The organism is Streptomyces sp. ISL-1, assembly GCF_018614585.1.
Taxonomy (GTDB): Bacteria; Actinomycetota; Actinomycetes; order Streptomycetales; family Streptomycetaceae; genus Streptomyces; species Streptomyces maoxianensis.
Genome location: NZ_JAGGOI010000040.1, coordinates 86,479 through 100,079 on the forward strand (window position 1 = coordinate 86,479; position 13,601 = coordinate 100,079).

The following is a 13,601-nucleotide window of genomic DNA, read 5'->3' on the forward strand; positions in this document are numbered from 1 at the left end:
TGTTTTGATCAGGTTCCGCTCCCTACAATCCGTCCACATCTTGAGCTCTGAGCGTCAAGGAGGACGAATGGCGGGGCTCGTCAATCTGGAACTGTCCGACCAACCCACTTCTCTCGCAGCCGCGGTACTGACAGACGACAACCGGCTGATCGTGATCGTCATCGCCGCAGTCGCGGTGCTGGCCCTGATCGTCGCCCAGCTGCTGGTGCGCCAGGTGCTGGCCGCCGGCGAGGGCACCGACTCCATGAAGAAGATCGCGGCAGCCGTGCAGGAAGGCGCGAATGCCTATCTCGCACGGCAGCTGCGCACCCTCGGTGTCTTCGCCGTCGTGGTGTTCTTCCTGCTGATGCTTCTTCCGGCCGACGACTGGTCGCAGCGAGGCGGACGATCGGTGTTCTTCCTGGTGGGTGCGCTGTTCTCGGCAGCCACCGGCTACATCGGCATGCGTCTTGCCGTAAGAGCAAATGTGCGCGTGGCCGCGGCCGCGCGTGAGGCAACACCGGCAGAGGGCGAGCCGGAAAAGGATCTGACGGCCGTCTCGCACAAGGCCATGAAGATCGCTTTCCGGACGGGAGGCGTGGTCGGCATGTTCACGGTGGGCCTCGGCCTGCTCGGTGCCTCCTGCGTGGTTCTCGTCTATGCGGCCGACGCTCCCAAGGTGCTCGAGGGCTTCGGCCTCGGCGCCGCACTGATCGCCATGTTCATGCGTGTCGGCGGTGGCATCTTCACCAAGGCCGCCGATGTCGGCGCCGACCTCGTCGGCAAGGTCGAGAAGGGAATCCCCGAGGACGACCCGCGCAACGCCGCGACGATCGCGGACAACGTGGGCGACAACGTCGGCGACTGCGCGGGCATGGCGGCCGACCTCTTCGAGTCCTACGCCGTCACGCTCGTGGCGGCGCTCATCCTCGGCAAGGCGGCATTCGGCGACGCCGGACTCGCTTTTCCGCTGATCGTTCCGGCGATCGGCGTGGTCACCGCGATGATCGGTATCTTCGCGGTCGCCCCGCGGCGCGCCGACCGCAGCGGGATGACTGCCATCAACCGCGGGTTCTTCATCTCCGCGGCGATCTCGCTCGTTCTGGTGGCCGTGGCGGTCTACATCTATCTGCCGTCCTCGTACGCCAAGTTGGACGGCGTCACCGAGGCCGCCATCAAGACCCACGACGGGGACCCGCGGATTCTCGCGGTCGTCGCCGTCGCCATCGGCATCGCGCTGGCGGCCCTCATCCAGCAGTTGACGGGGTACTTCACCGAGACCACCCGCCGTCCCGTGCGGGACATCGGAAAGTCCTCGCTGACCGGACCCGCGACGGTCGTGCTGGCCGGCGTTTCTCTCGGGCTCGAATCCGCCGTCTACACCGCGCTGTTGATCGGCCTGGGTGTGTACGGAGCGTTCCTGCTCGGCGGTACGTCGATCATGCTCGCCCTCTTCGCGGTGGCGCTCGCCGGCACCGGCCTGCTCACCACGGTCGGCGTCATCGTCGCCATGGACACCTTCGGTCCCGTATCCGACAACGCCCAGGGCATCGCCGAGATGTCCGGCGACGTCACTGGCGCGGGCGCGCAGGTGCTCACCGACCTCGACGCCGTCGGCAACACCACCAAGGCCATCACCAAGGGAATCGCCATCGCCACGGCCGTACTGGCCGCGTCGGCGCTCTTCGGCTCGTACCGCGACGCCATCGCGACCGCGGCCCGGGAGGTCGGCCAGAAGGTCGGCGACGGCGCTCCGATGAACCTCGTGATGGACATCTCGCAGCCCAACAACCTGGTGGGCCTGATCCTTGGCGCGGCGGTCGTCTTCCTCTTCTCGGGACTCGCGATCAGCGCGGTGTCCCGGTCGGCGGGGGCCGTGGTCTACGAGGTGCGGCGGCAGTTCCGCGAGCACCCCGGGATCATGGACTACACCGAGAAGCCGGAGTACGGACGCGTCGTCGACATCTGCACCAAGGACGCGCTGCGCGAGCTGGCCACACCAGGTCTGCTCGCCGTACTGACCCCGATCGCGGTCGGCTTCTCGCTCGGCGTCGGAGCCCTCGGCTCCTTCCTCGCGGGCGCGATCGGCACCGGCACCCTGATGGCCGTCTTCCTGGCCAACTCCGGTGGCGCCTGGGACAACGCCAAGAAGCTGGTCGAGGACGGACACCATGGCGGCAAGGGCAGTGAGGCCCATGCCGCGACGGTCATTGGTGACACCGTCGGCGACCCGTTCAAGGACACTGCGGGCCCGGCCATCAACCCGCTGCTGAAGGTGATGAACCTGGTGGCGCTGCTGATCGCGCCCGCGGTCGTCCAGTTCAGCTACGGGGACGACGCCAGTGCCGGAGTGCGCGCGCTGGTGGCGGTGCTCGCCATTCTCGTCATCATCGGCGCCGTGTACATCTCCAAGAGGCGCGGCATCGCTGTGGGTGACGAAGACAACCTCGCGGAGCGGAACGCGAAGTCGCCTGATCCCGCAGTGGTTTCGTAACACCTGCTCAAGAGGCGGGCGGGCGGCGCGCATTGGCGTGCCGTCCGCCCGTTTGCATGCTGTCGTGAGCCTTGTCTCCCTTGGTGCAAATGGTCACAAAAAGCCATCAGCTGGATGTACGACACGCGATTGTCGCCCACTTGGCGTGTATGTTCCGGGGCCGAGAGCCTTGGAAGGGACCAATCCGGTGAACAAGAAGATTGCGACCGCGCTGTCCGGCGGTGCGGTACTGGTACTGGCGCTGTCCGGCTGCACCAGCGACGACGGTGCCAGCAAGGTGAATGCCTGGGCCAAGAAGGTGTGCGACCAAGCACAGCCGCAGATCCAGAAGAGAGCCAACGCCCAGCAGACGATCATTTCGACCGCGGCGGACGGCAAGCCCGCCGACATCCAGGCCGCCGACTCGAAGGCCTTCCAGGAAATCGCCGACGCGGACAAGGCGCTCGCCACCGCCGTGCAGAGTGCCGGTACGCCGCCGGTCGACAACGGCGAGAAGCTGCAGCAGGACGCGGTCAAGGAGCTCAACGAAACCGCCGCCGCCTACCTCGGTCTGAAGAAGCAGATCGACGCTCTCGACGCCAAGAACCAGCAGAAGTTCGCTGACGGTCTGCAGGATGTCGCCAAGGGGCTGCAGAAGATCGAGAAGATGGACCAGGACGCGCTGAAGAAGCTGCAGTCCGGCGAACTCGGCAAGGCGATGGCGAAGGAGCCCGGCTGCCGGGCGGCGAAGGCGTCGAGCCCCGCTGCCGGCACGGAAGGATCGGCGTCTTCCGCACCGGAGGCGTCCGGATCGGCGGCCACAAAGGAGTCGGCCGCTCCGTAGGCGGCGTTTGTCAGTGGCGGCCGCCACAATGGGCGGGTGAGTACCACCAGCCTTGTCCCAGGCCTTCCCTCGCCCGACCGCTCGCCCCGGCTGCGCGAGGCGTTCCTCGCCGCCGCCTTCACCGCCGACGGGCTGCTCGACCTGCTCGGCGCACCCGCGTACGCCGCCCTCGCCCGGAGCGAGACCGTGCCCGCCCTGCGCGCGACCCGCGGGGACGGCGTCCTGGACACGCTCGTACGGCTGTTCCTGCTCCAGCGGCCCGTCGCATACGAGCGGGCACGGGCCGCGCTGCCGCTCGAGGAGTGCCTGGCCGACGGCTGGCTGGTGCGGGACGGCGACGGCGTACGGGCCAGGGTGGACGTGCGGCCGTACGGTGGTCCGGAGGGGCAGGACTGGTTCATCGTCTCCGACCTCGGGTGCGCTGTCGGCGGCGCCGGTGGTGCGGGCGGCCAGGGCGAGGGAGTCGTCCTCGGCGTCGGCGGGGCGTCCACCACGCTCGCCGGGATCACCGTCCGTACACCGGTGTCCTCCGCGCTCGACCTGGGTACCGGCTCCGGCATCCAGGCGCTGCACGCCGCGCAGCACGCGACCCGCGTCACGGCCACCGATCTGAACCCGCGCGCCCTGCACTTCACACGGCTCACGCTCGCGCTCTCCGGGGCGCCGGAGGCCGATCTGCGCGAGGGCTCGCTCTTCGAGCCGGTCGGGGAGGACACGTACGACCTGATCGTGTCGAACCCGCCGTTCGTCATCTCACCCGGTGCCCGGCTGACCTATCGGGACGGCGGGATGGGCGGGGACGATCTGTGCCGCTCGCTTGTTCAGCAGGCGGGGGACAGGCTGAACGACGGGGGTTACGCGCAGTTCCTCGCCAACTGGCAGCACGTGGAGGGGGAGGAGTGGCAGGAGCGGCTGCGCTCCTGGGTGCCGCGCGGCTGTGACGCCTGGATCGTGCAGCGCGAGGTGCAGGACGTAACGCAGTACGCCGAGTTGTGGCTGCGCGACAGCGGTGACCACCGAAGCGACGACCCCGCCGAGTACGCGGCTCGGTACGACGCGTGGCTGGACGAGTTCGAGGCGCGCAAGACCAGGGCAGTCGGCTTCGGCTGGATCACGCTCAGGAAGTCCGGTTCCGACAGCCCGTCCATCCTCGCCGAGGAATGGCCGCACCCGGTCGAGCAGCCGCTGGGGGAGAGCGTGCGGGCGCACTTCGCGCGGCAGGACTATCTGCGTACGCACGACGACGCGGCGCTTCTCGCCGACCGCTTCACGCTGACGGCGGAAGTCGTCCAGGAGCAGGTCGGGCTCCCGGGCGCGGAGGACCCCGAGCATGTGGTGCTCCGTCAGAACCGGGGAATGCGCCGGGCCACCAAGGTCGACACGGTCGGCGCGGGCTTCGCCGGCGTGTGCGACGGGACGTTGAACGCCGGGCGGATCCTGGACGCGATCGCACAGTTGCTGGGCGAGGACCCGGTGTTGCTGCGTGACCGTACGCCGCAGGCGCTCCGGCTGCTGGTGGAAGAGGGCTTCCTGGAACCGGTCCGCTCATGAGGTGAAACCGGCCAACATCCAGAAGAGGCATCCAGCGGAAGCATCCAGAAGAAGCCAGAAGCCAAAAGAAGACGGGGAGCGACCACCTCCGCAAAGCTCTCGGGGCCCCGCCCCGCCCCGACCGGTACCGGGCGGCGCCGAACAGCACCGAGACCGGGCGAATGAACCAACGCGGCGTTCACCGGAAATTCGCGCCCGTGACGCCCGGAGGTGCCAGCCTCGGCCCTCCGGGGCAGCACCTTGGCATCAGCGAAAGGCCGGTACGGACATGGAGAGCGGGCCAGCGATCTTCGCCGGGACGGCGTTCACGCTGTTCGGGGCCGGGCTGCTGCTGTGGACGGGAGCGCGTCTGCGGCACCGAGCGCCTGTCGCTCACGGAGTGAGTCCCGCCACGGCCACCGCCCTCGCGATTTTCTTCGGCGCCGCATTTCTGGCCCTCGGCGTGTGGTGCTTCGGCCGCGTCTGATCCCCTGCGATTCGCGTCTGATCCGCATCCGATCCACGGTCTGATCTGGGTCTGGTCCCCGGTCCGATCTGGGGGCCGAAGCCCTGTCGCGCCGGTCTTGTGCCGGTCCGGGCGGCAGGAATAGCCGGAGTCGGGTTACCGTTCGAGTGGCCGTTGCGGGCTTTTGCCGTTTGACACGGGGGCGGGTTGTACCGTCACACTCCGCAGCGACAGCAGGGACACAGCAGTGCGTACGCAGTGTCGTACCGGTGTATCTGCCCACCAAACGTCGACCGGAGAGAGAAGAGCGAAGTTGTCCCCGACCAGCGAGACCGCACACGGCGGCCGCCGACTCGTGATCGTCGAGTCGCCTGCCAAGGCGAAGACGATCAAGGGCTATCTCGGCCCCGGCTATGTCGTCGAGGCGAGTGTCGGGCACATCCGCGACCTCCCGAACGGCGCCGCCGAGGTGCCGGAGCAGTACACCGGTGAGGTGCGCCGTCTCGGTGTCGATGTCGAGAACGACTTCCAGCCGATCTACGTCGTCAATGCCGACAAGAAGGCCCAGGTCAGGAAGCTGAAGCAGCAGCTCGCCGAGTCCGACGAGCTCTACCTCGCCACTGATGAGGACCGCGAGGGCGAGGCCATCGCCTGGCATCTGCTCGAGGTGCTCAAGCCCAAGGTCCCGGTCCACCGGATGGTCTTCCACGAGATCACCAAGGAAGCGATCCGCGACGCCGTCGCCAACCCGCGCGAGCTGAACAAGCGCATGGTCGACGCCCAGGAAACCCGCCGTATCCTCGACCGTCTCTACGGCTACGAGGTCTCGCCGGTCCTGTGGAAGAAGGTCATGCCGCGGCTTTCCGCCGGCCGTGTGCAATCCGTCGCCACCCGCCTCGTCGTCGAGCGTGAGCGCGAGCGCATCGCCTTCCGCTCCGCCGAGTACTGGGATCTGACCGGCACGTTCTCCACCGGCCGCGCCGGGGACGCCTCGGACCCCTCCATCCTCACGGCCCGCCTGAACACCGTCGACGGGCAGCGCGTCGCCCAGGGCCGCGACTTCGGTTCGGACGGGCAGCTCAAGTCCGGCCAGGTTCTCCACCTGGACGAGACGAACGCCCGCGCGCTGGCCGCCGCGCTCCAGGACGCCTCGTTCGCGGTCCGCGCGGTCGAGTCGAAGCCGTACCGCCGCTCTCCGTACGCGCCTTTCCGTACGACGACACTGCAGCAGGAGGCCTCCCGCAAGCTGGGCTTCGGGGCCAAAGCCACCATGCAGGTCGCGCAGAAGCTGTACGAGAACGGCTTCATCACCTACATGCGTACGGACTCCACCACGCTCTCCGACACCGCCGTCTCGGCGGCGCGGGCGCAGGTCACGCAGCTGTACGGCGCCAACTATCTGCCGGAGAAGCCGCGCGTCTACGCCGCCAAGGTCAAGAACGCGCAGGAGGCGCACGAGGCGATTCGTCCTTCGGGTGATCGTTTCCGCACTCCGGCCGAGACGGGTCTGACCGGCGACCAGTTCCGCCTCTACGAGCTGATCTGGAAGCGGACCGTCGCCTCCCAGATGAAGGACGCGGTCGGCAACAGCGTCACCGTCAGGATCGGCGGCCGGGCGAGCGACGGCCGGGACGCCGAGTTCACCGCGTCCGGCAAGACGATCACTTTCCACGGCTTCATGAAGGCCTACGTGGAAGGCGCCGACGACCCGAACGCCGAGCTCGACGACCGTGAGCGCCGTCTGCCGCAGGTCGCCGAGGGCGACGCGCTGTCCGCCGAGGAGATCTCGGTCGACGGCCACGCGACCAAGCCGCCGGCCCGCTACACCGAGGCCTCGCTGGTCAAGGAGCTGGAAGAGCGCGAGATCGGCCGTCCGTCGACGTACGCCTCGATCATCGGCACCATCCTCGACCGCGGCTATGTCTTCAAGAAGGGGACGGCCCTGGTCCCGTCGTTCCTGAGCTTCGCCGTGGTCAACCTGCTGGAGAAGCACTTCGGCCGGCTCGTCGACTACGACTTCACCGCACGCATGGAGGACGACCTCGACCGCATCGCGCGGGGCGAGGCGCAGGCCGTGCCGTGGCTGAGGCGCTTCTACTTCGGCGCGGGCGACGCGGACGCCGGTGCGGCCTCTTCGGCGGGCAACGGCGACGGCGACCACCTCGGCGGTCTGAAGGAACTGGTGACCGACCTCGGCGCGATCGACGCCCGCGAGATCTCCAGCTTCCCGGTCGGCGAGGGCATCGTGCTGCGCGTCGGCCGCTACGGCCCGTACATCGAGCGCGGTGAGAAGGACTCCGAGGGCCATCAGCGGGCCGACGTTCCTGAGGAGCTCGCTCCTGACGAGCTCACCGTGGAGCACGCGGAGGAGCTGCTGGCCAAGCCGAGCGGCGACTTCGAGCTGGGCGCGGACCCGGCCACGGGGCACCAGATCATCGCGCGGGACGGCCGGTATGGCCCGTATGTGACAGAGGTGCTGCCCGAGGGCACCCCGAAGACCGGCAAGAACGCGGTCAAGCCGCGGACGGCCTCGCTCTTCAAGTCGATGTCGCTGGACATGGTCACGCTCGAGGACGCGCTGAAGCTGATGTCCCTGCCGCGGGTCGTCGGCGTGGATGCGGACGGCGTGGAGATCACCGCGCAGAACGGCCGGTACGGCCCGTATCTGAAGAAGGGCACGGACTCGCGTTCGCTGGAGAGCGAGGACCAGCTCTTCAACATCACGCTGGAAGAGGCCCTGGCGATCTACGCGCAGCCGAAGCAGCGCGGGCGGGCCGCCGCCAAGCCGCCGCTGAAGGAGCTGGGCACGGACCCGGTGAGCGAGCGCCCGGTGGTGGTCAAGGACGGCCGATTCGGTCCGTACGTCACCGACGGCGAGACGAACGCGACGCTGCGCACCGACGACAGCGTCGAGGACATCACGCCGGAGCGCGGCTATGAGCTGCTCGCCGAGAAGCGTGCCAAGGCGCCCGCCAAGAAGACGGCGAAGAAGGCTGCGGCCAAGAAGGCTCCGGCGAAGAAGACCGCCGCCAAGAAGACCGCTGCGAAGAAGACGGTCGCGAAGAAGACCGCCGCCAAGAAGACCGCTGCGAAGAAGACGGTCGCGAAGAAGACCGTCGCCAAGAAGACGGTTGCCGCGAAGAAGACGGCGGCCCCGGCCGACGAGTAAGGCCGACGGCACCCGGTCGCCGATGCCGGGTGGCCCCGCCGCTCGGCGCAGGTGGGTACGCACGTGTTACGGGCGCTTTGTGTGAGTGAGTTTCCTCATCCCTCCGCACAAAGCGCCCGCATGTTCGGACAGGCCTCCGGGGAGCGGGGCGCTCCGGATAGGCTGGGCGGATGACGCGAGCCGAGCAGCCAGCCGAGCAGCAGGCGGTCGTGAGCACCGTCTCAGAGACTGCCTCAGACTCCGACACATCCGATGCACTTGCCGCGGACTCACGCGAGCGGGCGGTGCGCGCCCTGTTGCGCTTCCCTCCGCTGAGGCGATTGTGGAGCGCCCAGGTCGCGGGTGGTGTCGGGGACACCGTCGCCGTCCTTGTGCTTTTGCTCCTGACGCTTCAGGCCGCGGTCGCGGCGGGCTCGTTCGGGTCCGGCTACCGTGGAGCGGCCTTCGCCGTCGCCGCCGTACTGGGCGCGCGCATCCTCGCAACACTGTTGTTCGGCGCCGTACTCCTCGGCCCACTGACGAGCCTCACCTCGCCCAAGGGTCCGCTCGACCGGCGCTGGACCATGATCGGCGCGGACGTGCTGCGTGTCGCGCTCCTCGTGGTCGCGCCCCTCTGGATCGACTGGACCCCTGACAACGCGCCCGCGATCCTGCTGGTCACCGTGTTCGTGACGGGAGTCGCCGAGCGTTTCTGGACGGTCGCCCGCGACGGCGCGGCGCCCGCGCTGCTGCCCGCCCCGCCGCTGGAGGGCGCTGCGGTGCGCCCGCTGCCGGATCACCTCGACGCGCTGCGTCGGCTCTGGCTGCGTACGGGCTTCGCCGTGATCCCCGCCGGGGCCGCGGTCCTGCTGGTGGCCACGCTGATCGGCAATCTGCTGGGCTCCGGCATCGAGTGGTTCTCGGTGCACCAGGCGGCCCTCGGTTCGTATGTCGCGGCCGGTCTCTTCGCCGCTTCCGTGTCGACGCTGTACTTCGTCGAGCTGCCGGGTTCGCTGACACCGCGGCCGCGTTCGCCGCTCGAAGGACTGCGCCGCCCGTCCGCCGGCAACGGCCTGGGCAAGGGGCGTACGGACGCCATTCCGCTGTTCGTACTCGCCTGCGCCGCGGTCGCGGGCGCGATCGCGTCCGCCGTCGCTGTCTCCGTACTGCACGCCTTTGATCTCGGCGGCGGGCCCGCCGCTTTCGCGCTGCTCGTGCTCGCGCTGACCGGCGGTACGGGGCTGGGCATCCGCCGGGCCGCGGCCGTACTGCCCACGCTCTCCCGCCGCCGGCTGCTCTCCCTCGCGCTCGCGGTCACCGGAGTGGCTCTGCTCGCCATGGGCCTGGTGCCGGACACCGCGACCGTGCTGCTCATCGCGCTGATCGCGGGCCTCGCGGCCGGCGTCGCCGCGAGCACCGGGCATGCGCTCATCGAGCAGGAGGCAGAAGACTCCCGGCGCGCCCGGATCACCGAACACCTCCAGGCGGTCGTCCGGGTCGCCATCGGACTCGGCGCGCTGGTGGCCCCGCTGCTGTCCGCCGCGATCGGGCCGCACCGGCTGGCGAGCGGCGACTTCGTCTTCGCGCACGGCGGCGCGGCGTTCACACTCATGCTGGTCGGCGCGCTGCTGCTGCCCGTGGCGGCACTCGTGCTCGCGAAGACCGACGACCGGGCGGGTGTGCCGCTGCGCCGCGATCTGGGTGACGCGCTGCGCCGCGGGTCCGACCCCGCGCAGGCGCCGGCCGCCACCGGGTTCTTCATCGCCATAGAGGGCGGCGACGGGGCCGGGAAGTCCACACAGGTCGAGGCGCTCGCCGAGTGGATCCGGGCGAAGGGCCACGAGGTCGTGGTCACGCGCGAGCCGGGTGCCACGCCGATCGGGAAGCGGCTGCGGTCGATCCTTCTCGACATCTCGTCCGAAGGACTGTCGAACCGCGCGGAGGCGCTGCTGTACGCCGCCGACCGCGCCGAGCACGTCAGCTCGGTCGTACGGCCGGCGCTGGAGCGCGGCGCGATCGTCATCACCGACCGCTACATCGACTCGTCGGTCGCCTACCAGGGCGCGGGCCGCGACCTGTCTCCGACGGAGATCGCCCGTATTTCCCGGTGGGCCACGGACGGACTCGTACCGCATCTGACGGTGCTGCTGGACGTCTTGCCGGAGACCGCGCGGGAACGTTTCACGGAGGCGCCGGACCGGCTGGAGTCGGAGCCGGCGGAGTTCCACCAGCGGGTGCGGGCCGGGTTCCTGACGCTGGCCGCGGCCGATCCGGGCCGATACCTGGTGGTGGACGCGGGCCAGGAGCCGGGGTCGGTCGCCACTGTCGTACGGCACCGGCTCGACCGGATGCTGCCGCTCTCCGACGCCGAGGTGAAGGCGCAGGCGGAGGCGCGCAGGGCGGCCGAGGAGGAGGCCCGGCGCAGGGCCGAGGAAGAGGCCGCGCGCAAGGCGGAGAAAGAACGGATCGAGCGCGAACGGCAGGAACAGCTCGCGAAGCTCCGCGCCGAGGAGGAGGAGCGCAAGCGCCACGAGCTGGAGGAGGCGCGGCAGCGCGAGGCCGAGCGGCAGGCGGAGGATGCCCGGCGGCGGGCGGAAGAGGCGCAGCGTCGGGCGGAGGACGAACGCCGTCGGCGCGAGGCGGAGGAAAAGACACGCCAGGCGGAAGAGGAACGGCGTCGCAGGCAGGCCGAGGAGGAGGCCCGGCTGCGGGCGGAGGCCGAGGAACGGCGTCTCGAGAAGCAGCGCAAGGCTGAAGAGGCGCTGACGAGGGCAGAGGAGGCGCGGCGGTCGGCGGAGGCGGCTGCTGCGGCTTCGGCGTCAGCTTCGAAGTCGGCTTCGGCTTCGGCGAATGACCTCACAGTGGCGACGCCGGTGGTCAGGCCGGACGATGTGACGCAGGAGGTCTCCGCGCCGGTGACACCGTCGGCGCCTGCGGCGGACGAGACGGCCGTGCTTCCGAGGGTCCCGGCGGACGCTGAGGAGACGGCAGTGCTTCCTCCGGTACGGGACGACGCACGGGACACGGACGCCTCCAACCGGGTTCCGCCGGGCATCTTCCGCGACGAGGCACCGAACGCGGGCGCGGGCGAGAACGACCGCACCCGCGAACTTCCCCAGGTCGACCCCGACTCGCCCCGCGGCCGCCGCCGCTCGGACTGGGCGGAAGAGACGCCACTGGACGACCTCCCGACCCTGGCGGACGAACTGCTGGGCCCGCACGACGAGGACGACAACGACGGCGGCCGGGGCAGGCGCTGACGATTCGCTGACCGCCCGGGGCCCGTGGCTGGGGCGCCGGGCGTGGTCGGCTCGGCAGCCGGCCGGGTCCGGGCGTCGGCGTTGCGGGCGCCGCCTGCGCCGTGAAGCCGACGTTGTCGGGGGCCCGGGCGCCGTCGCCGACTGCGGCACGCATGCCCAGGGGGTGCGGGGGCCGCCGGCGCTGGGGCGCTGTCGGGGTCGGGACGTCGTCGCCGTCTGCGAAGCGCGTGTCCGGGGTGTGGGTGCCGCTCGCGCCGCGAAGGCGATGCTGTCAAGGTCCGGGCAGTCGTTTCGCCCGGCGATGCGAAAGCCCTGGGTATGGGTGCCGCTCGCGCCGCGAAAGCGGACGCCGGCGCGGGGTGTCGTCTCGGGTTGCCGAAGTCGATGCCGGCCGGGCGCGAGCGTCGTCTCGGGCTGCGAAGGGCATGTCCTGAGGCTGGTGGACGCCACTTGCGCCGCGAAGCGCATGTCCGAGCGCGGGTGCCGCTTGCGCCGTGAAGCCGGCGCTCACAGGGGTGTAGGCGCAGCCCTCGCCAAGCCCCCCTCCCCGGAGGCCCTCGTGGCCCGCCCCCGGTTTCGGGAAGGGGGCGGGGTGGGGGAAAGCTCCCCGCTCCGGCCCCGCTGTCAGACCCCTCCCCCACAATGGGAGACTCCAGCACGAAAGGCGGGTGACCGCACGTGACCGTATGGGACGACGTCGTCGGCCAAGAGCGCGTCCAGGCGCAGCTCTCCGCCGCCGCGCGGGACGCCGATCTGCGCGTCACAGCCGAGGCCCTCGGTGAGCGGCCGCCCGCCGTGTCGAAGATGACTCACGCCTGGCTGTTCACCGGCCCGCCCGGCTCCGGCCGCTCCACCGCCGCACGGGCCTTCGCCGCCGCCTTGCAGTGCGTCAGCCCCGACCGTGCCCTCGGCGGGGAGCCCGGCTGCGGGTTCTGCGACGGCTGTCACACCGCCCTCATCGGTACGCACGCCGACGTCGACGTGATCCGTACAGACCTGCTGTCCATCGGCGTCAAGGACACCCGCGAACTCGTCCGCCGCGCCCAGCTCTCCCCGGCCGGCCGCCGCTGGCAGGTGATCATCCTGGAGGACGCCGACCGCCTCACCGAGGGCGCGGGCAATGTCCTGCTCAAGGCCGTCGAGGAGCCCGCCCCCCGCACCGTGTGGCTGCTCTGCGCGCCGTCACTGGAGGACGTGCTGCCCACGATCCGTTCCCGCTGCCGACACCTCACTCTCCGTACCCCGCCTGTCGCCGCCGTCGCCGATGTACTGATCAGGCGCGACGGCATCGAGCCCGACGTCGCAGCGACCGTCGCCCGCGCCACCCAGGGGCACATCGGCCGGGCCCGCCGTCTGGCCACCGACGAGCGGGCGCGCGCTCGCCGGGCCACTGTGCTGAAGCTGCCGCTGCGCGTCGAGGACATCGGCGGTTGCCTCAGGGCCGCCCAGGAGCTGGTCGACGCCGCAGCCGATGACGCCAAGCAGGTAGCCGATGAGATCGACGGCAAGGAGACCGAGAACCTCAAGGCGGCTCTGGGCGCGGGGCCCGGGGGACGGATGCCGCGGGGGACCGCCGGGGCGATGAAGGAGCTGGAGGACAGGCAGAAGCGCCGCAAGACGCGTACGCAGCGGGACAGCCTGGACCTGGCGCTCACCGACCTGACCGGCTTCTACCGCGATGTGCTCGCCCTGCAGCTGGGCTCCGAGGTCGCGCTCGCCAACGACGACGTACGGGACGCACTCAACCGGATCGCTCGCGCATCCACTCCTGAGGGCACCCTGCGCCGGATAGAGGCGGTGGTCTCCTGCCGCGAGGCACTGGACAGCAATGTGGCGCCGCTGCTGGCGGTCGAGGCGATGGCGGTGGCACTGCGGGCCGGGTAGCAGCCCGTTGACCGGAT

At 70.3% G+C, this 13,601-nt stretch carries 7 protein-coding genes; all 7 read left to right on the forward strand.

Translation table 11 applies throughout. From position 1 onward, the window contains the following. The first annotated feature begins 67 nt into the window (after positions 1 to 67). The 7 genes from J7E87_RS27805 to J7E87_RS27835 all read left to right on the forward strand — a co-directional run bounded on the left by J7E87_RS27805 (position 68) and on the right by J7E87_RS27835 (position 13,584). Entirely contained in the window at positions 68 to 2,473 is a 2,406-nt protein-coding gene (locus tag J7E87_RS27805; protein ID WP_215097292.1) for a sodium-translocating pyrophosphatase, read from the forward strand. A gap of 187 nt (positions 2,474 to 2,660) precedes the next feature. Beyond that, complete coding sequence (locus tag J7E87_RS27810; protein ID WP_215097293.1) at positions 2,661 to 3,296, forward strand: small secreted protein; 636 nt, start codon at positions 2,661 to 2,663, stop codon at positions 3,294 to 3,296. Between the two features lie 36 nt (positions 3,297 to 3,332). Next, a complete protein-coding gene (locus tag J7E87_RS27815; protein WP_215097294.1) occupies positions 3,333 to 4,847 on the forward strand; it encodes a class I SAM-dependent methyltransferase in 1,515 nt (504 codons plus the stop codon). Between the two features lie 268 nt (positions 4,848 to 5,115). Beyond that, positions 5,116 to 5,313, forward strand: coding sequence for a hypothetical protein (locus tag J7E87_RS27820; RefSeq protein ID WP_215097295.1), 198 nt, complete (start codon positions 5,116 to 5,118; stop codon positions 5,311 to 5,313). Between the two features lie 292 nt (positions 5,314 to 5,605). Then, entirely contained in the window at positions 5,606 to 8,461 is a 2,856-nt protein-coding gene (gene topA, locus J7E87_RS27825; protein WP_215097296.1) for a type I DNA topoisomerase, read from the forward strand. 170 nt (positions 8,462 to 8,631) lie between these two features. Next, positions 8,632 to 11,700 (forward strand): dTMP kinase, encoded by a 3,069-nt coding sequence (gene tmk / locus J7E87_RS27830; RefSeq protein WP_215097297.1) that lies wholly within the window; start codon positions 8,632 to 8,634, stop codon positions 11,698 to 11,700. 678 nt (positions 11,701 to 12,378) lie between these two features. Further along, positions 12,379 to 13,584: a DNA polymerase III subunit delta' gene (locus tag J7E87_RS27835; protein WP_215097298.1), complete on the forward strand. Its 1,206-nt coding sequence runs from the start codon at positions 12,379 to 12,381 to the stop codon at positions 13,582 to 13,584. Positions 13,585 to 13,601: the final 17 nt, after the last annotated feature.